The organism is Enterococcus sp. DIV0294, from assembly GCF_050558155.1.
Classification (GTDB): Bacteria; Bacillota; Bacilli; order Lactobacillales; family Enterococcaceae; genus Enterococcus; species Enterococcus faecalis.
Window position 1 is genome coordinate 1,422,079 of sequence record NZ_CP187889.1, and the last position, 19,025, is coordinate 1,441,103.

Sequence of the window (19,025 nt, forward strand, 5' to 3'; positions counted from 1 at the left end):
TTAAGAATTAGCAACAGTTTGTGAATTTTTTTATATGCGATTCACAAGCATAGAACTCGAATAAGCTTGATTCCTCTGATATATTTTAAACAGACAGAGGGAGACGTCACCTCTGCAAAACAAAGATTGTGAAAGAAGGGATTTACAACATGAAAGTCGTAGTCGTAGGATGTACCCATGCTGGAACTTCAGCAGTTAAAAGTATTTTAGCAAATCACCCGGAGGCGGAAGTCACTGTATATGAAAGAAATGACAATATTTCCTTCCTATCTTGCGGAATTGCCTTGTACGTTGGAGGCGTAGTTAAAAATGCTGCTGATTTATTTTATTCAAATCCAGAAGAACTGGCTTCTTTAGGAGCAACAGTGAAGATGGAACACAATGTTGAAGAAATCAACGTGGACGACAAAACTGTTACAGCGAAAAACTTACAAACGGGTGCAACTGAGACCGTTTCTTATGATAAATTAGTGATGACAACTGGTTCTTGGCCAATTATTCCACCAATTCCAGGAATTGATGCTGAAAATATTTTATTATGTAAGAACTATTCACAAGCCAACGTGATCATCGAAAAAGCGAAAGATGCCAAACGTGTCGTTGTCGTTGGTGGCGGTTATATTGGTATTGAATTAGTAGAAGCTTTTGTAGAATCTGGTAAAGAAGTCACTTTAGTTGACGGGTTAGACCGCATTTTAAATAAATATTTAGATAAGCCATTCACAGATGTTCTAGAAAAAGAATTAGTTGATCGTGGCGTTAATTTAGCTTTAGGTGAAAATGTCCAACAATTCGTAGCAGATGAGCAAGGAAAAGTAGCAAAAGTCATTACACCAAGTCAAGAATTCGAAGCAGATATGGTGATTATGTGTGTTGGTTTCCGTCCAAATACAGAATTATTAAAAGATAAAGTTGACATGTTACCAAATGGTGCAATTGAAGTCAATGAGTATATGCAAACAAGCAATCCTGATATTTTTGCTGCGGGTGATAGTGCAGTTGTTCACTACAACCCAAGTCAAAGAAAAAATTATATCCCATTAGCAACGAATGCTGTTCGTCAAGGTATGCTAGTAGGTCGTAATTTGACTGAACAAAAATTGGCTTATCGTGGCACACAGGGAACTTCTGGCTTATATTTATTCGGTTGGAAAATTGGTTCAACAGGTGTGACAAAAGAAAGTGCCAAATTAAACGGACTAGATGTCGAAGCAACTGTTTTCGAAGATAACTATCGTCCAGAGTTTATGCCAACAACTGAAAAAGTTCTGATGGAATTAGTCTATGAAAAAGGAACACAACGCATTGTTGGTGGTCAATTGATGTCTAAATATGATATCACACAATCTGCCAATACTTTATCATTAGCGGTCCAAAATAAAATGACTGTCGAAGATTTAGCGATTTCTGATTTCTTCTTCCAACCACATTTTGATCGCCCTTGGAACTACTTAAACTTATTAGCCCAAGCCGCTTTAGAAAATATGTAATTAATAATAATAGAAAAAGGATGAAGAACTTCTGTTCTTCATCCTTTTTGTTAGTCACTAAGCGCTCCAGTTGTTTGGTTCATTAATGCCATTAATTGCTCTTTCGTTGTTCGTTTGATAGAAAGAGGGGGGAGATTATCTAAAGAAAAATAAGCACAATTCGAGGTTTCAATGTTTTTTTCAAAGGGATGGTTTTCTAAAATCTCACAAGAAAAGATCATTTTATAGTACTGAAATAGTTGAGGAATGTCTTTTCGTTTATCTGTATCATAAACAGCAAGCAATTCTTTTGCTGTAACAACTAAGCCAGTTTCTTCCAATACTTCTTTTTCAATATTTTCTTTAGGGGAGCAGCCAATTTCGGCATAGCCACCAGGTAATGACCATTCTTTGGTCCGTAAATCTTCAACTAATAAAAAACGATTCTCTTTTTTTATCAAACCGCGAACATCTACTTTCGGTGTTGGATAACCTTCCTCTTTAGTTAAGATTTTTTCTAAGTCGGGCAAGACAGTCGCTTCGTGTCCGGTTGCGCTAATAAGTTGTAACGTAAGTTCCCGTAGTTCTTGGTAACGTTCTTGATCAAAAGCATCTTTCCCGTAAAAAAGACCTGCATCTGCCAATGCTAGCAACCGCTTATAGGTGTTCAGATAATCCATATACGCACGCTCCTCATAGACTTAATACGTTTAGTTTAACAGAAAAAAACAAATGAAGGGCAGATTTAGCGAGAAAAGGAGTCGGTTTAAGGAAATAATAAAGAATAAATGACTAACTTACATTTTTAAACTACCTATGCTATTATTTAATAAAAAAGATTGGATATACAATAATTTTGTTATGTAAACAAAAAGGAGGTTGTAAATTGAAAGAATTTATAATTATAAGGGAAAAAATGCAGATAAAAAGACTCAGGCAGCACAAGAAGTATTGTTTAATCTTCCAGAATGGTTTGGCCTTGAAAAAGAGACCCGCAAGTATATCGATATAGCTAGCACTTTACCTATGTGGGTGGCAAAGGATGTAGAGAATAAAATACTCGGTTTTATAACACTTTCAGAAACAAGTAAAGATACAGTAGAAATCCATTGTATGGCAGTTAAAAAGCGGTATCATCGCAAAGGTATCGGCAAGTTATTGATAGAAAGCGTGGAAACGTATTCTAAAAATAACTATTTTTTTATTCAAGTCAAAACAGTTGACGAAGGAAATTATTCCGTGTACGATCATACTATTCGTTTTTACGAATCATTGGGTTTTAAGCGCCTTGAGGTTTTTCCGACATTATGGGACGCTTGGAATCCTTGTTTAATTTTAATTAAACACTTGATTTAATCTACAAAGGAGTTTTAGTATGTCAGTATTTATTAGAGAGTGTACCGTCGCAGACGTACCAGAATTAGAGGCCATTTGCCAAGAGACTTTTGCAGATACTTATGGAGATGGCGAAAACGAAGAGGATTTACAGGCACATTATGAGAGGAAATTTAGTCCAGCAGTTTTAGAAAGCGAAATCTTACATAAAGATTCGCAATATTTCTTTGCTTTTTATAATAATGAACTTGCAGGTTATGTGAAATTAAATCACGGTGATGCTCAGATTACCTATCAACATCCACAAGCGTTACAAGTTGAGCGCATTTATATTCGTAAATCTTTTAAGCGTTTAGGCTTAGGCAAACATTTGATTACGAAAGCAATTGAATTAGCGGAAGAAGCAGAAAAAGAGACGGTTTGGTTAGGTGTTTGGGAACATAATCATCCAGCGCAAAAATTTTATCAATCATTAGGCTTCGTCAAAACAGATGAACATGATTTTTATATGGGAAATGAACGTCATACCGATTATACAATGACGAAACAGTTAAAAGAGTCAACGTAAAGCAAAAACAAGGAAACGGACGCAATGAAGCCGACGATTCCTTGTTTTTTTATCTTAAAATTGTGAAGGGGATTTTCCATAATATTTTTTGAATAATTTACTGAAATGATAGGCATCTTCGTAACCAACCGTTTTTGCCACTTCTTTGACACTTAAGGAATCATTTTTCAGCAATTCTTTCGCATGGTTTAAGCGGATTTGAATTAAATAATTGATTGGCCCAACGCCTGTGGCCGCTTTAAAGGTTTTCGACAAATAAGTCGGGGTAACATATAACATTTCTGCTAACTGTTCCAAAGTAATTTCTTCGTCATGGTGCGTTTCCAGATAATAAATCGTATGATTGACTAAATTTCGTTTTCTTTTTTCCGTTTTCGATAGCCGAGTTTCAATTTTATTTTCTTGATCAACTGCTAAGCTTCTTAAAATATAGACCAATAGTTCAATAACTAAAGCTTTAATTTGTAACGCTGATTCAACTTCTTGATGGTTTAATTCATGAACAATTTGCCAAGCTTTTTCTAAAAAAGCACCATGTAAATGACTTAAATCTAATAAAGCTGATTTATTTGGAAATACGTTTCGCGCTAAGCCTTCTAAATAGAGATTTGAAATGCCAATGTGTAGTTGATGTGAGTAAGTTCCTGCTTTTTGTTGCTCACCATGTTCCGTTCGCGGATTAAAAAGAAACACCGTACCAGCAGTGGCATGGTACTGTTGCCCTTGAACAATATATTCAGATTCACCTTCTAAAAGAATAGATATTTCCAGAAATTCATGATGATGACAATTATAAGGGTGGGTCTCTTCGTTCCAAGGATCGAAGGCATATAAAATTTCAGGATTAAACGTTCGACTATTTGTGTAGTTCATAAAAAATCACTCCTACTTGTATCCGCTTTCTATACTATATTGTACATCAAAATATACAAGAATGCCCATTTCTTTTCCTATAAAAAAACAGTAATCTTATACACGTCCATAAAAACAAGAGAGAGTAGGGGAGAAAATGAATAGTTTTGAATGGATTTGGCAATATGCTAAAAAAAATAAGAATAAGTTACTGCTAGCTGTTATTTTTGTCGTTATTAACGCTATTTTAATTGTTATTATTCCATTGTTATCTGGCAGAATTGTAGACCAAGTAATCAATCAGGGGAAAACTGAAGAGCTTGTCCCAATTCTTGGGATTATGATTGGGGTGACCGTTATTCGGACAGTTGTTCGTTATAGTTATCAAGTCTTGTTTGAATCGGTCGGACAATCTGCGTTATTTGACTTAAGAAAAGATATGTATATCAAACTTCAAGAATTAGATTTTGATTTCTTTAATCATACACGTGTTGGCGACATTATGGCGCGAATGACAGGGGATACAGACGCTATCCGCCATTTCGTTTCTTGGGTCACTTATAACCTCTTAGAATGTATTTTATGGTTCATCGCAGCCGTGATTGTGATGGGGACGATCAATTGGCAATTGATGCTGGCATTAATTTTAATTACACCTTTGATTTTTCTGTTAACACAAAAAATGTCGAAGGAATCGCATCCGGTATTTTTTGAGATTCGGGAAAGTTTTTCTCGGTTAAATTCAATGGTCGAAGAAAATATTGGTGGAAATCGGGTGGTTAAAGCTTTTTCTCAAGAACCTTATGAAATTGAAAAGTTTAACAAGCACAATGAAGACTATAAAAAATGGAATATGGCTTCCGCAGATGTCTCTAAAAAATATTTACCGTGGTTAGACGGTTTTGCAGGTAGTTTAAATGTTATTGCCTTAGTTCTTGGTGGCCTCTTTGTGATTCAAGGTCGGATGACAATTGGTGATTTAGTGGCCTTTAACGGCTTTCTCTGGATGTTGAACATGCCGATGCGAATGAGTGGCTGGTTGATCAATGATGTGCAACGCTTTACGGCATCGTCCATTAAAATTCGTCAGTTATTAGCAACGAAACCGAAGATTCCCATTGCTCGGGAAAAAGAAGCAGAACCGATCCAAGGCTATGTGACGTTTGATCACGTGTCCTTTCATTTTTCAGATGATCCAGAAACCCCCATTTTATCGGATGTTTCATTTTCAGCAAAACCTGGTGAAACAATTGGTATTTTAGGGGAAACTGGTTCAGGCAAAACCACTTTAGTTAACTTAATCGCTCGGTTCTATGATCCAACAAAAGGCACTGTTTATATTGATGGAAAAGATGCTAAAAGCTATTCTGTTCGTAAATTGCGAGAAAATATCTCCATGGTTATGCAAGATGTCTTTCTTTTTTCCAATACGATAGAAGATAACATTGCTTTTGGTAATACACTGGCTAACTTGGAACAAGTGCAAATGATGGCTGAAATTGCTGATGCCCATAGCTTTATTTCCAGAATGCCCGAAGGTTATGCAACAATTGTTGGTGAACGCGGCGTTGGCCTATCTGGTGGCCAAAAACAGCGGATTTCACTGGCCCGTGCTTTAACCAAAGATCCAGCTATTTTAATTTTAGATGACACAACTTCCGCTGTTGATATGGAAACAGAATCAAAAATTCAAAAAGAACTAGGTCGTTTGACGGAAAAGAAAACGACATTTATTATCGCCCACCGAATTTCTTCTGTGAGAGAGGCCAATTTAATTTTGATGATGGAAAAAGGCCGTGTGGTGGAAAGCGGTACGCATAGCGAATTAGTCGAACAAAGAGGCAAATATTTTGACGTATATCAAAAACAATTAGGTCTGACAAAGGAAGGTGAGTCGCGTGGCTAGAAATACGTTTGATGTGGATGAGACTTTAGAAAAAGAATTTAATTGGTCTCATTATAAACGATTAGGCGCCTATATTAAGCCTTACAAAAAAGCTGTTTTTAAAACATTATTTGTCATCATATTAGCTAATCTGGCAAGTATGTTAGGCCCTTACTTTACTAAAATTGCGATTGATCAAGTAATTCCACAAAAGAATCTCTCGTTACTCTTGATACTAGGGGCTATTTTCCTATTTTCCTTGGTGATTATTGGTTGGTGTATGCGTTATCGGATATATGCCATCACAGAAATTGGACAAGATATTTTAAAAGATATGCGTTTTTCAATTTTTGAGCATCTACAAAAATTACCATTTTCTTATTTTGACAGTCGGCCGCATGGAAAAATCTTAATTCGGGTGGTCAATTACATCAATACGTTAAGTGATTTACTAAGTAACGGATTGATCAATTTAATTTCTGATTTATTTAATGTGATTATTACCTTAATTTTCATGTTATTTATTGATGTGAAATTAACCTTATACAGTTTACTGCTATTGCCTGTGTTGTTCGTGATGGTTCTGTTTATCCAAGGGAAACAACGAAAAGCTTACCAAGAGCTTAGCAATAAACAATCAAACTTAAATGCCTATATTCATGAAAGCATTTCAGGAATTAAAATTACACAATCTTTTGCACGAGAAGATGAAAATTTCCAGATTTTTAACGAGGTAAGCGAAGAATATCGTCAATCCTTTATGAAAGCTGTGCGTGTCCAGTATTTATTATGGCCAGCAGTGCAAAATATATCCGTCATTACGACTTGTTTTATCTATTTCGTAGGAATCCGTCAATTAGGTGTGTCCGTTACTACTGGGACGCTAATTGCTTTTATCGGTTATATCAATAACTTTTGGAATCCGGTCATCAATATTGGTAACTTCTACAATTCTCTGATTACTGCAACTGCTTATTTGGAAAGGATTTTTGAAACGATGGATGTTGTTCCAGAAATTCAAGATGCGCCGCACGCTATTGCGTTGCCGCCAATTAAAGGAACCGTCGACTTTCAGCATGTTTATTTCCGTTATGAAGAAGGAAAAAATATTTTGACCGATGTTAGTTTTCATATTGAGCCAGGACAAACAATCGCCTTGGTTGGGCCAACAGGTGCGGGTAAAACAACAATCATCAATTTGTTAAGTCGTTTTTATGATGTGAATGAAGGGGCCGTTAAAATTGATGGTTATGATGTTCGCGATGTGACACTCCGTTCGTTAAGAAAACAAATGGGGGTAATGCTTCAAGATACGTTTATTTTTTCAGGAACGATTATTGAAAACATTCGGTACGGAAATTTAGCAGCCACAGAGGAAGAAGTCATCCAAGCCGCAAAAATTGTTCGTGCGCACGACTTTATCAAGGATTTAAAAGATGGCTATGAAACAGTTGTAGAAGAGCGGGGGAGTACACTCTCGGCAGGACAACGCCAATTAATTTCATTTGCTCGTGCTTTACTGGCAGATCCCAAAATTTTAATTTTAGACGAAGCAACCTCCAGTATTGATACAAAAACAGAAGAATTGTTACAAGAAGGACTACAACAACTTCTGAAAGGACGGACATCGTTTATTATTGCTCATCGACTTTCTACCATCAAAAATAGCGATAAAATTTTCTATATTGATGGTGGTCGTATTGTGGAAGAAGGATCTCATGATCAACTAATGGCAAAACATGCGTTATATCATCATTTATATCAATCGCAATACGACTTATTAAAGAGTTAGATGATAAAACAGAGAAAATTCTTAGTTGAATCTTTCTCTGTTTTTCTGTATCGTAACCTTAACAAAGGAAAAAATGATGAGGTGCCAAATGAATCGGAATTTTGAAGTAGAATTAACAACACTATGTATGATTAGAAATCAGAAAAATGAAATCCTTGTGCAAGAACGACAAAAAAAGGATTGGCCTGGTTGGACGTTCCCTGGCGGACATGTTGAAAAAAACGAGGGCATGGAAACAGCCATGGTTCGCGAACTCCTTGAAGAAACAGGATTAGTGCTGAAGCCACAATTAGTAGGTGTTGCAGAATGGCTGAATGATTGTTCAGGTGCGCGGGAATTAGCCACATTATTCATTGCAGAAACAGCGGATGAACTACCAGAAGAAACGGAACAACCCTTGTTTTGGGTCACTGAAAAAGAATTGCGAGAAGGTCCTTTAGCTGGCAGTTTAGCAGAACTTTTCCCAGTATTTTTTGGCGAAAAGCAATTTTATTTTAAAAATAATACAGCTTAATGATTCAAACCTAAAAGATTAAATCAATCCCACTTATTAAAAGAGAGGAAATCTAAAATTAAACATTGCTATTTATAAGTAATGTTTGCTATTCTTAATAAAAGGGAATTAATTTTTTATATAATGAGGGGGAAAAAGTGTGTTAAAAAGAAAAGTGGGGATTATCGCAGGCGTTTTCTGTTCAGCTTTGTTACTGACAGGTTGTGGCAAAAGCGCGAAAGATGAGTTCATTCAAGGGATTGGCAATCAAAACGCACAAGAATCTGGGGTTTGGGATTTCTCTATGTCAATTAGTGACATGAAATTTTCACAAGAAGATGGTGCACAAACGAATCCTATGATTGGGATGCTCATCACGCAAATCAAAGACGCATCGCTTTCTGGGAAGATTCAAGTAGATGCCAAAAAAGAAAAAGCATTCAACTTAGAGATGAAATTAAAAGCGATGGGAATGGATGTACCGATTTCATTGGTTGGATCAGTAGATAACGAAGGCAAAGAGCCAAAACTCTATTTAGCAACAGATATGATGGAATATATTGTCGCTGTCGCAGACTCAATGACTGACGGTGCTATCGATAGTTCTCAGTTAGATACAGAAAAACTAAAAGGAAAATACATTGATCTTTTAGCCATGAACGAGGAAAGTACGAAAGAATGGCAAGATACAATCAAAGAGTATCAAGAATCGGAAAAAGAACGAAAACAGTCTGCTAAGGAATACAAAGAGTTTTTAGAAGGATTAGACAAGGATACGTTCGAGAAAAAAGGGGACACCATTACCCATACGTTTACAAAAAAAGAATTACAAAAGTTAATCAAAATTACGACAGAAGCATCTGAGAAAGGTAAAGAACAAGATCCTTTCGAAAAAATCAAAGATGTTTCTGCTAAAGTTTCTGTTAATACAAAAGAAAATAAAACAAATATGTTGATTAATGTGAAACCGCAGCAAGACAAGAACGTTGATATGGGACTTGAATCATTATCTAGTAAAATTAGCATTACACAAAAAGCCAAAAAAGCGACGATTTCAATGCCTAAGAAAGAAAATATTTTATCAGAACAAGAAGTTGAAAAAATTTTTTCCGATAGCACCTCTATGACAGGTCTATCGACTGAAGACACGACTGTTGCGATCAATCAATAACGCTGAATGACCAATAAAAACGGTCCCTCAAAAAAAGTAACGAAAGACCTAGCATGATTGGGAGGCTAGGTCTTTTTTGAATAAAAAAACAGCATTTTAGTTTTCTTTGAATTATTGGTTGTTATTTTTGGTGGTGTAAACAGTTTAAAGTTAATACATTTGTTTTTGATTTAAATTCTACTGCTATTTTTAATCATTCTATTAAATAACAAATGTTTTCGAGTGTTTTAGGTGAAAAATCAACATTTAACTACGTCACAAGGAAGTCCAGTTGGCGATAATCAAAATTCGCTAACTGCAGGAGAATTTGGTCCTGTCCTAATCCAAGACGTTCATTTATTAGAAAAATTAGCTCATTTTAATCGTGAGCGCGTGCCAGAACGGGTTGTTCATGCCAAAGGTGGTGGTGCTCATGGGATTTTCAAGGTGAGCCAATCAATGGCACAATATACTAAAGCCGATTTTTTATCTGAAGTTGGCAAAGAAACACCTTTATTCGCTCGTTTTTCAACTGTAGCTGGAGAATTAGGTTCATCAGATACATTGCGTGATCCTCGCGGTTTTGCGCTTAAATTCTATACAGACGAAGGAAATTACGACTTAGTTGGCAATAATACGCCCATTTTTTTCATTCGTGATGCAATTAAGTTTCCAGATTTTATTCATAGCCAAAAAAGAAATCCACGGACGCATTTGAAAAGTCCAGAAGCTGTTTGGGATTTTTGGTCTCATTCACCTGAAAGCCTTCATCAAGTAACAATTTTAATGAGTGATCGTGGCATTCCGTTGTCGTTCCGTCATATGCATGGTTTTGGTAGCCATACATTCAAATGGGTCAATGCTGCTGGAGAAGTATTTTTTGTTAAATATCACTTCAAGACGAATCAAGGAATCAAAAATCTAGAGAGTCAATTAGCAGAAGAAATTGCTGGGAAAAATCCCGATTTCCATATTGAAGATTTGCATAATGCAATTGAAAATCAAGAATTTCCTTCTTGGACATTATCTGTGCAAATTATCCCGTATGCAGATGCGTTAACAATGAAAGAAACTCTTTTTGATGTAACAAAAACGGTTTCTCAAAAAGAGTATCCGCTGATTGAAGTTGGCACGATGACTTTAAATAGAAATCCAGAGAATTATTTTGCAGAGGTTGAACAAGTAACCTTTTCACCAGGGAATTTCGTTCCTGGTATTGAAGCTTCTCCAGATAAATTATTGCAAGGACGTTTGTTCGCTTATGGGGATGCACATCGTCATCGTGTGGGCGCTAATAGTCACCAATTGCCGATCAACCAAGCAAAAGCGCCTGTAAATAACTACCAAAAAGACGGCAATATGCGTTTTAACAATGGCAATAGCGAAATTAATTACGAACCAAATAGTTATACTGAAACACCAAAAGAAGATCCTAAGGCGAAAATTAGTTCCTTTGAAGTTGAAGGAAATGTTGGTAATTATAGCTATAATCAAGATCACTTTACACAAGCAAACGCTTTGTATAATTTGCTGCCAAGCGAAGAAAAAGAAAACTTAATTAACAATATAGCGGCATCTTTAGGTCAAGTGAAAAATCAAGAAATCATCGCGCGTCAAATTGATTTGTTCACTAGAGTAAATCCAGAATATGGAGCACGTGTCGCACAAGCAATTAATCAACAAGCATAATTTATATAACGTACGTGACAAAACCAGTCTAGATAAATTAAAGACTGGTTTTGTTTGCTTTTCAATGCTTTTTACTCTACTCCCGAATACTAGAATAAAGTGCAACACTCAGCAAATTATTGTTGAGTGTTTTTGTTATGTATCGAGGGTTAACATTGACAAATAAGCTATTTTAAGCTAATGTATAAATATGCTTATACCAACTTAAAAGGAGGCATGTTTATGATTCAAAAGAAACGACTTGAGTTAATTTTAGAGGAATTGAAGACGCGCGGAACTCTTAGTTTGAAGGAAATTATAAACTTAACAGGTTCTTCAAGAGATACAGCAAGAAGAGATATTATCAAATTAGCTCAAAATAATGCTATTGATCGCACATATGGTGGAATTAGTTTGCCCAATACCTTTAGTCGTTTAGATAAATATCTTGAACGTACTGAAGATCTCAGTGCTGAAAAAGATATTCTAGCAAAAACTGCTAGTAATTTAGTAAAAGATAATTCCCATATTTTTTTAGATATTTCGACAACGGTCAGTTGCATTCCAAGACATATAAGACCTTATGAGAATGTCATAGCAACGACAAATTCATTAGATATTACCGACCAACTATTGAGAAATACTAAATGTAAAACTAAGATTTTAGGTGGAAGCGTCGATCCTATCAAACGAAATGTCGTTGGAACGAAACCAATGCTTGAGCTGGATTCATTTATCTTTGATGTTGCTTTTATGAGTGCTGCTGGAATCACAACTTCAGGCATTTATTACGCCTACGATGAAGATATAGATTTCAAAAAAAAGATAAGAAAACAATCCAAACTTGTAGTTTTACTAATTGATAATACAAAAATCGGATTAAGTCATAACTATAAAGGTTTAGATTTCGAAGATATTGATTTTCTTGTTATAGAAAGTCGTCTACCAGATGATTTAGAAAGAACAATATCAGATAGTAATGTCTCTATAATAAATTCAAAGTAGGTGCAAACATGATTAAAACGGTATTATTTGACGTAGATGGAACAATCTTAGATACAGAATTTGTCATGATTAAGTCTTTACAAAAAACTCTAAAAGAAGAGAAAAACTTGGACGTTCCAGAAGAAAATTTAGAGTATATCTTAGGTATACCAGGTAAAAAAGCAATTGAACGGTATTCATCATCTGGAGAGGAAGTTGATAAGCTACATGCATGTTGGTCCGAACATGTTAAACAATACTCTCATCTTGCGACTTTGTTTCCTCAAGTGGAAGAAGCATTGACTAAGTTAAAAGAAAACGAGATACAAATTGGGATCGTTACATCCAAAACAAATGAAGAAATGGAAAATGAATTTGAACATTTTGGTTTAAGTAAACTTTTTGATATTTCAGTAACTGCCTCTGATACAACGAAACATAAACCTAATCCTGAACCAATTCTATATGCATTAAATAAATTAGGAAGTTTACCCGAAGAAACAATTTATATAGGCGATTCTATCTATGATATGCATAGCTCACAATCAGCTGGAGCTAAATTTGCTTTAGCAAAGTGGGGAGCAAAAGAAAATCCACTATTCTCAAGTGCAGATATTAGGTTAGAAACTCCTCTAGAAATATTACAACACTTAAAATAGATCAGCTTACTAAAAAATATGTTATTTCATTAACGGTTAACATAAGTGAGGATTATTTCAAGTGATTGTCGTAGCAAGGATTTCAATCACCTAGATTGTGAAATGAGAATGGTCTACCTATGAACGCCTTGTCATTAAGGGATTTGTGGGCAGAAATCTTTGTGATTTACTAGAAGCGTCGTTTGTTGGGTTTGTTTTTTTAGATAGGAGTTTATGAAATGTCGTATAACCATTTATCAGCTGAAGAGCGTGGACAAATAGAAGCGTATCTGAAGGAAGGAGTCTCTCAGGCTGAGATAGCTCGCCGATTGGATCGGCATAGATCCACGATCTCTAGAGAGATCAAACGTGGTTCCGAGCAAAGAAAGAAGAAGAGTCTCGCTAGTTTGCCTTATCAAGCAACTAGCGCTGGTAATTTAGCACGTATTCGCAAGAAAAATTGCGGAACAACTACTAAGGCTACTGTACACAATACTAAAACTATCATGAAGTATCTTGATATGAAATATTCGCCGGAACAGATAGCGAACGCAGTTCGTAGTGTAAAGGTTTGTACATCAACAATTTATAACTGGATTTACAAAAAGATCGTTCCTTTCGATATTAAGAAATTACGCGGTCGTGGAAAACGTTACAAAATAAAGAATACTGGGAAACGATTAAAACGGCCGGATCGAGCTTTCTTTGAAGGGCGCACGTTGGAGAACCGACCAGAAGAGGTTCAGTTACGAACGGAGTTCGGTCATTGGGAAGCAGATACCGTTGTGTCCAAGCAAGGTGTTGCAGCGTGTCTAGCAACATTCATAGAACGTAAAACAAGGCATTATGTAGCAATTAAGATACCGAACAAGACAGGTAGATCCATGATGACAGCAATTAAGCGTCTAGTGGAAATGTATCCACATGGTGTGAAATCGATCACATGTGACCGTGGAAGCGAGTTTGTCAATCAGTTTGAAATTGGACTTATTGAAGACACTTTTGACTGCAAAATCTATTATGCTAATCCATGCGCGCCACATGAACGCGGATCAAATGAAAATCATAATGGATTACTCAGAGAATATTTTCCAAAACCATCTAATTTTAAAAATATTTCTCAAAATAAGATCAATCAAGCTGTTCAAAGTATGAATTTACGGCCACGAAAAATCTTTAAGTGGAAATCACCGCAGCACAAATTTAATTTGGAGTATTCGAAAGCTTTCTAGCACCAACAAATAGTTTTTACATTGTTATAAAAAAGAACAAAACGAACGATACTATTTATATGGAAATTGAAACATGATATAATAGAGCAAATCACGAACAATCGTTATACTAAAACAATTACATGTTGCGCTTAATCCTAACATTCGCCCTTTTTACTCTACTTTGTATAATGTATATTATGTAAACTAGAATAAAATAAAAAACTTTAGCCGATAACTTGCCACTTCTCTTTCGACCAATCAATTCACCCAACTAACCTTACAGTTGTTTGCTAAGCTAGTTGGGTTTACTGTTTATTGAAACCTTGGATTGTTCATTTCTTGATGAATTTCTTTGCTCGCTTCATATAGAAATAATGTTTGTTTTTTACTTGATGCATAATCGACAATGGGTTTTGGATAATTTTCTCCTAAATGTACATGATATTGCGTTTGTAAGGCTTCGTTCATTAGATTTGGTTGATGAATATACTTTTGTGGCACTTGTTTAAGTTCTGGAACATATTTTTTGATGAACTGGCCGTCATTATCAAATTTTTTTGACTGGATAATTGGATTAAAAATCCGAAAATACGGGACAGCGTCCGTTCCTGTCGAAGCAGCCCATTGCCAGCCACCGATATTATTGGCGGCATCATAATCAATCAACATTTTTTGAAAGTATTTTTCACCCCAACGCCAATCGATGTGTAAATTTTTAACTAAAAAAGAGGCAGTGATCATTCTTAAGCGATTGTGCATCCAACCAGTTTGATTCAGTTGTCGCATTGCGGCATCAATTATAGGGTACCCCGTCTCCCCTTTTTGCCACTTGGCAAACATTTCTGGGTCATTTGTCCATTGAATATAACGAAATTTTTCTTGAATAGCTTCCTCTTTTTGTTGTGGAAACGCACTATAGATCATATTGTAAAAGTCACGCCAAGCTAATTCTTTTTTGAAGGTTTCTTTACTTAAGCTAGAAGGCGCAGATGCAAGCTCTTGCCAAATGGTGCGAATCGAAAGTTCTCCCGTTCTTAAAAAAGTAGACAGATGACTCGTTTGATCCTGATAAGGAAAATCACGCTTATTTTCATAGGATTGAAGTTTTTGATCAATAAAAGTATTTAAGCACCTTCTGGCTGTTTTTTCGCCGACACTATAGTGCTTTAAAGGAATCCTCGCAATCTGTTCCCCATATGCTGCTTCCTCTTCTGGAAAAAGACACGCACTAAAAATTTTTTCAGCTGTATAGGAAACAGGAATCGGGGTTTCTTTAGGCGCCTCTTTCCATTTATTGTAATAGGGCGTAAACACTTGGTACTTGCTGCCATCGTTCTTCTTAATTTCTTCAGAGCCGTGCAAATAGGCATCTTGAAAAGAGAAAGACTGAATATTATTTTCTTCAAAAAAGCGCATAGCTTGCTGGTCCCGCTTTGCCCCAAAGCCACAAGTATCTTCATTAAAATAAATGGCCTGCCAATCGGGTAATTTGCGTTTCAAACGTGAAAATAAACCTAACGGTTCGCCGACCATGATTTGTAAATGTGCCTCTTGATCGATTCGTTCTTTAAACGAGGCTAAACTTGCAAAAAAAGCGTTATGATTAGCACTTTCTTGAATAAATTGTTGAGGATTCATTTGGAATAATAAAATCAATTCATCAGCTGCAGAATTTTGTAACGCGTGTGCTAATGCTTTATTATCTTGTAATCGTAAATCACGTCTAAACCACATTACTCTTTTCATTTTTAAATCCTCCTAAATACTTCGTCTTGCTTATCGTAACCGTGACTGCTGATTTTTAAAAGCAACTTGCCTAGACTTTTCAAAAAGCCGATAAAAACTGGATTTTCAGCTTTTATCGGCTTTTTGATTAAATTAATAGGAAATATTAAAAGCTTTCATATCTTTCTCAATATATTGTAGGACTTCTGTATTGCCAAAAAATTGTGTAAAATAATAGGCTTGACGATAGTCATCGGCTGTGTCTTCCCCGAGCATTTGTTTGTTAAAGGCTTTTTCATATAAAAGATAATCTAGCAAATAAATGGAGTGTTTGTCACGACAAATCTGAATCCCTTTTTCGCTTAAAATGACACTTTTTTGGTAGTCTTTCATTTCCGAGTAGAATTTAGCAGAATTATAATAAATTCTACAACGCTCCAAGGAACATTCTAATTTAAATTGTTCCAATTCTTGTAATGATTTTTCGTAATACACTTGCGCTTTTCTCATATCTTTTTCCAGTTCATATAGCGTACCTAGCGCATTCAAGCTTAAAATGTTGTAAATATTGACTTTACGGTCAATTTCCGCGCCCCGGTATAGGTAAAACAAGGCCTCTGCTTTATCTTTTTTTCCTAATAAACAAGTAATTCCCTTATAATATAACAATTTAGTCGTTAGTTCATTATTAGATAAGATAAGACCTTCAGGCACTTCTTGTAATAAATTGTAGGCCTCTAAGTGAAATAACCGTAAAGATAAATCCTCGACTTTGTTTAGTAGATTTTCAATTTTCTTTTCTTCAGAAATCATCATACATTCTTCTACTTCTAAATCTAATCGGAGGCAAATAGATGAGAAAATATCTAAACTGTCACATAGATTACGGTTTTCAATATTACTAATTGTTGCTTGCGTACAGATGCCGTTAGCCAGCTCTGATTGTGTGATTTTTTTAAGTTTTCTCGCTTGTTTTATTTTGTCTCCTGCTACCTTCACGAACAGACCTCCACTTGTATTATTATGTAAATTCATTAAAAAATGTTATACTTTGATTATCAATTAAAGGAGGTACATGCTATGTTTGATTTACTTGCATTATTGACTGGAACATCAACTTATGGCAACGTTCCCCATGTTTAATTAGTCAATGCGTGTCAAGTATGGTCTTCCATACTTGGCATGTTTCCTTTAAAACTGACTCAATCATACTACAAACGGATAGACAAATACAACCGAAAATCATTGGTTTTTTATTAAGAAAAAGAACAGCAAGAAGTGAAGAATACTTCTTGCTGTTCTTTTGTTTAGTTAGGTGTATTTAGGTTTAAAATAATTTGTTCCGGCGTAATTTCATTATGATCTGACATCGTTGGCTCTACGCTTAAATAACTTGAAGTATTTGTAATAATAACCATGACAGTTGAGTCAAGCCCAGCTTCTTTAATGGCTTTTCGATCGAACGTTCCTAAAAGATCTCCTTTTTTAACACGGTGACCTTGGGTTACTTGTGTCTGAAAGACCTCCTGCCCCAATGTGACAGTATCAATTCCTATATGAATTAATACTTCAGCTCCTGCGTCCGTTTGGATACCATAAGCGTGTCCAGTTTCTGCAACCAAGTTTAATAAACCATCTGCAGGCGCGTAAACCTTGTTCGCTGTTGGCATGATTGCTAAACCTTTGCCCATCATCTCGCTTGAAAATACCGGGTCATTAACAGCAGTAAGATTCATTGCGTAACCAGTTACTGGAGAAAAAAGTTGTTCATCTAAGGTATTGTGTTGCATTTCAAAGACTTCGCGTTCTTCCTCTTCGATTACTTTATCTGAAATCAAAACTTCTTGCGGAATTGCAAATAGACTGGTTAATGCATAACATACACCGACAGATAAAAGTGCGACTAATAAATAGATCACTAATTGATGTGCACTATAGATATACATTAAGAAAGAAGGAATAACGGCTAATCCATAAGAATTTGATTGAATATGAAAAATAGCTAAAATTGCTCCGCCTAAACCTGATGTAAACAAGACACATAGCAGCGGTTTTAAGTTCCAACGAATAAGTAATCCGAATAACACAGGCTCACTAACTCCAAATAATTGAGACAACATAGAACCGATGGCCGTCGACTTCACTTTGCTATCTTGCGCTTTTTTCGCAAAAGCTAAACAACTGCCAACGTTGGCAAACCCATACATGGCACATATTGTAATCAATGCATTAAATCCTGTATTTGCTAATAATGATGTTTCTACCATAGTTAGTGTATGATGAATACCAATCAAAACCATTAAAGGATATGAGGCACCAATCACGAAACCACCTAGTCCTAAGGGCAACCCAATCAACCATTGGACAACATCTACCATGCCTAACTCAACGGTATGCAAAATTGGGCCAATTCCGAGAATCATGATTAAAAAAGTAATTAACATAGTCATAAAAGGTGTAAAAATTTGATCGAGAATATTCGGCATCTTTTTTCGGAAAAAAAGTTCAATCTTTGCGCCAATTATACCAGCAGCAATTGCACTTAAAACGGAACCTTGTGCACCGACAACTGGGATAAAACCAAAAGCCATAATAGCTTTCACGCCAGAATCTGGTGTTGCAACTGCATAAGCGTTTGGTAAAATGGGTGATACCATCATTAAACCAATAACAATCCCGATTACAGGCGTCGCATTAAATGCTTTAAAGGTAGACCAAACAATCAAAGCTGGCAAAAAGGCAAAGACGGTATCTGTAATGACAGAGACAATTTGTTGAAAGCTTTCAGGAATATTGGCTACACTTGCTCCGAATAATTGTAAAAAAGTATCGTTAAAAATAACACCTTTTAACCCTAGGAACAATCCTGTTGCTGCAATTACTGGAACAATTGGAATGAATATTTCACTTAAAATGCGCATTGTTTTGCGCATGCCCGTTTCATTATTTTTTAAAATTGCTGTTTGCTCTGCTTTTGACACAACATTGATTCCAAGTTTTTCTATTTCATCATACACTTTAGTCACAATACCAGTTCCTAAAATCACTTGGTATTGACCACCATTATAAAAAACACCCTTGACTAAATCGATTTTTTCTAGTTGTTTACCATCTACTTGTTCGTGGTCCTTCAAAATAAAACGTAACCGCGTTTGACAATGGGTGACCGATATAATGTTATCCATACCGATTAATTGAATAATGTCTTTGGCTGCCTGCTGATAATTTTCTGCCATGTTATACTCCTCCTAG

Annotated in this window: 16 protein-coding genes; 11 read left to right on the forward strand and 5 right to left on the reverse strand. The window is 35.7% G+C overall.

The window, feature by feature from the left end; translation table 11 throughout:
* Positions 1-149: 149 nt before the first annotated feature.
* Complete coding sequence (locus IGJ20_RS07025) at positions 150-1,490, forward strand: NADH oxidase (RefSeq protein WP_202522536.1); 1,341 nt, start codon at positions 150-152, stop codon at positions 1,488-1,490.
* 50 nt (positions 1,491-1,540) lie between these two features.
* Here IGJ20_RS07025 and IGJ20_RS07030 read toward each other — a convergent pair whose 3' ends face one another.
* Positions 1,541-2,149: an NUDIX hydrolase N-terminal domain-containing protein gene (locus IGJ20_RS07030; RefSeq protein ID WP_002360295.1), complete on the reverse strand. Its 609-nt coding sequence runs from the start codon at positions 2,147-2,149 to the stop codon at positions 1,541-1,543.
* Between the two features lie 271 nt (positions 2,150-2,420).
* Between IGJ20_RS07030 and IGJ20_RS07035 the strand changes: the two genes are divergently transcribed.
* The gene (locus IGJ20_RS07035; protein WP_231414714.1) at positions 2,421-2,825 is read left to right on the forward strand and encodes a GNAT family N-acetyltransferase; all 405 of its coding nucleotides are present in this window, start codon (positions 2,421-2,423) and stop codon (positions 2,823-2,825) included.
* A 19-nt stretch (positions 2,826-2,844) separates the two neighbouring features.
* A complete protein-coding gene (locus IGJ20_RS07040; RefSeq protein ID WP_002357555.1) occupies positions 2,845-3,372 on the forward strand; it encodes a GNAT family N-acetyltransferase in 528 nt (175 codons plus the stop codon).
* A 54-nt stretch (positions 3,373-3,426) separates the two neighbouring features.
* Here the strand turns inward: IGJ20_RS07040 and IGJ20_RS07045 are convergent, their stop codons facing one another.
* On the reverse strand, positions 3,427-4,245 hold the full coding sequence (locus IGJ20_RS07045) for a helix-turn-helix transcriptional regulator (protein ID WP_002357554.1): 819 nt from the start codon (positions 4,243-4,245) through the stop codon (positions 3,427-3,429).
* 136 nt (positions 4,246-4,381) lie between these two features.
* Here IGJ20_RS07045 and IGJ20_RS07050 point away from each other — a divergent pair, with 136 nt between their 5' ends.
* The 8 genes from IGJ20_RS07050 to IGJ20_RS07085 all read left to right on the forward strand — a co-directional run bounded on the left by IGJ20_RS07050 (position 4,382) and on the right by IGJ20_RS07085 (position 14,066).
* Positions 4,382-6,130, forward strand: a complete 1,749-nt coding sequence (locus IGJ20_RS07050; protein ID WP_002379457.1) for an ABC transporter ATP-binding protein — start codon at positions 4,382-4,384, stop codon at positions 6,128-6,130.
* Positions 6,123-7,901 carry an ABC transporter ATP-binding protein gene (locus IGJ20_RS07055; RefSeq protein ID WP_002378276.1) on the forward strand — a complete coding sequence of 593 codons (1,779 nt, stop codon included), beginning with the start codon at positions 6,123-6,125 and terminating at the stop codon, positions 7,899-7,901. The genes IGJ20_RS07050 and IGJ20_RS07055 overlap by 8 nt, the downstream gene beginning before the upstream one ends.
* 88 nt (positions 7,902-7,989) lie before the next feature.
* Positions 7,990-8,415, forward strand: a complete 426-nt coding sequence (locus tag IGJ20_RS07060; protein ID WP_002385906.1) for an 8-oxo-dGTP diphosphatase — start codon at positions 7,990-7,992, stop codon at positions 8,413-8,415.
* A 139-nt stretch (positions 8,416-8,554) separates the two neighbouring features.
* Positions 8,555-9,565 (forward strand): hypothetical protein, encoded by a 1,011-nt coding sequence (locus IGJ20_RS07065; RefSeq protein WP_086317889.1) that lies wholly within the window; start codon positions 8,555-8,557, stop codon positions 9,563-9,565.
* 231 nt (positions 9,566-9,796) lie between these two features.
* On the forward strand, positions 9,797-11,233 hold the full coding sequence (locus IGJ20_RS07070; protein ID WP_430605125.1) for a catalase: 1,437 nt from the start codon (positions 9,797-9,799) through the stop codon (positions 11,231-11,233).
* A 222-nt stretch (positions 11,234-11,455) separates the two neighbouring features.
* A complete protein-coding gene (locus IGJ20_RS07075) occupies positions 11,456-12,217 on the forward strand; it encodes a DeoR/GlpR family DNA-binding transcription regulator (RefSeq protein WP_202522537.1) in 762 nt (253 codons plus the stop codon).
* Positions 12,218-12,225: 8 nt separating this feature from the next.
* The gene (locus IGJ20_RS07080) at positions 12,226-12,855 is read left to right on the forward strand and encodes an HAD family hydrolase (protein ID WP_105208591.1); all 630 of its coding nucleotides are present in this window, start codon (positions 12,226-12,228) and stop codon (positions 12,853-12,855) included.
* A gap of 218 nt (positions 12,856-13,073) precedes the next feature.
* Positions 13,074-14,066 carry an IS30 family transposase gene (locus IGJ20_RS07085; RefSeq protein ID WP_002397316.1) on the forward strand — a complete coding sequence of 331 codons (993 nt, stop codon included), beginning with the start codon at positions 13,074-13,076 and terminating at the stop codon, positions 14,064-14,066.
* A gap of 294 nt (positions 14,067-14,360) precedes the next feature.
* On the opposite strand, the gene IGJ20_RS07090 is transcribed toward IGJ20_RS07085, so the two are convergent.
* The 3 genes from IGJ20_RS07090 to IGJ20_RS07100 all read right to left on the reverse strand — a co-directional run bounded on the left by IGJ20_RS07090 (position 14,361) and on the right by IGJ20_RS07100 (position 19,009).
* Positions 14,361-15,794 carry a cryptochrome/photolyase family protein gene (locus IGJ20_RS07090; RefSeq protein WP_126254688.1) on the reverse strand — a complete coding sequence of 478 codons (1,434 nt, stop codon included), beginning with the start codon at positions 15,792-15,794 and terminating at the stop codon, positions 14,361-14,363.
* Between the two features lie 132 nt (positions 15,795-15,926).
* Positions 15,927-16,808 (reverse strand): helix-turn-helix domain-containing protein, encoded by an 882-nt coding sequence (locus IGJ20_RS07095; RefSeq protein WP_002363971.1) that lies wholly within the window; start codon positions 16,806-16,808, stop codon positions 15,927-15,929.
* Between the two features lie 272 nt (positions 16,809-17,080).
* Positions 17,081-19,009, reverse strand: coding sequence for a sucrose-specific PTS transporter subunit IIBC (locus tag IGJ20_RS07100; RefSeq protein WP_010824666.1), 1,929 nt, complete (start codon positions 19,007-19,009; stop codon positions 17,081-17,083).
* Positions 19,010-19,025: the final 16 nt, after the last annotated feature.

Excerpts from the sequence above, each read along its gene's own strand:
- IGJ20_RS07025 (WP_202522536.1), top strand. The coding sequence starts at position 150 with ATGAAAGTCGTAGTCGTAGGATGTACCCATGCTGGAACTTCAGCAGTT.
- IGJ20_RS07030 (WP_002360295.1), bottom strand. The coding sequence starts at position 2,149 with ATGGATTATCTGAACACCTATAAGCGGTTGCTAGCATTGGCAGATGCA.
- IGJ20_RS07040 (WP_002357555.1), top strand. The coding sequence starts at position 2,845 with ATGTCAGTATTTATTAGAGAGTGTACCGTCGCAGACGTACCAGAATTA.
- IGJ20_RS07045 (WP_002357554.1), bottom strand. The coding sequence starts at position 4,245 with ATGAACTACACAAATAGTCGAACGTTTAATCCTGAAATTTTATATGCC.
- IGJ20_RS07050 (WP_002379457.1), top strand. The coding sequence starts at position 4,382 with ATGAATAGTTTTGAATGGATTTGGCAATATGCTAAAAAAAATAAGAAT.
- IGJ20_RS07060 (WP_002385906.1), top strand. The coding sequence starts at position 7,990 with ATGAATCGGAATTTTGAAGTAGAATTAACAACACTATGTATGATTAGA.
- IGJ20_RS07075 (WP_202522537.1), top strand. The coding sequence starts at position 11,456 with ATGATTCAAAAGAAACGACTTGAGTTAATTTTAGAGGAATTGAAGACG.
- IGJ20_RS07080 (WP_105208591.1), top strand. The coding sequence starts at position 12,226 with ATGATTAAAACGGTATTATTTGACGTAGATGGAACAATCTTAGATACA.
- IGJ20_RS07085 (WP_002397316.1), top strand. The coding sequence starts at position 13,074 with ATGTCGTATAACCATTTATCAGCTGAAGAGCGTGGACAAATAGAAGCG.
- IGJ20_RS07090 (WP_126254688.1), bottom strand. The coding sequence starts at position 15,794 with ATGAAAAGAGTAATGTGGTTTAGACGTGATTTACGATTACAAGATAAT.
- IGJ20_RS07095 (WP_002363971.1), bottom strand. The coding sequence starts at position 16,808 with ATGAATTTACATAATAATACAAGTGGAGGTCTGTTCGTGAAGGTAGCA.
- IGJ20_RS07100 (WP_010824666.1), bottom strand. The coding sequence starts at position 19,009 with ATGGCAGAAAATTATCAGCAGGCAGCCAAAGACATTATTCAATTAATC.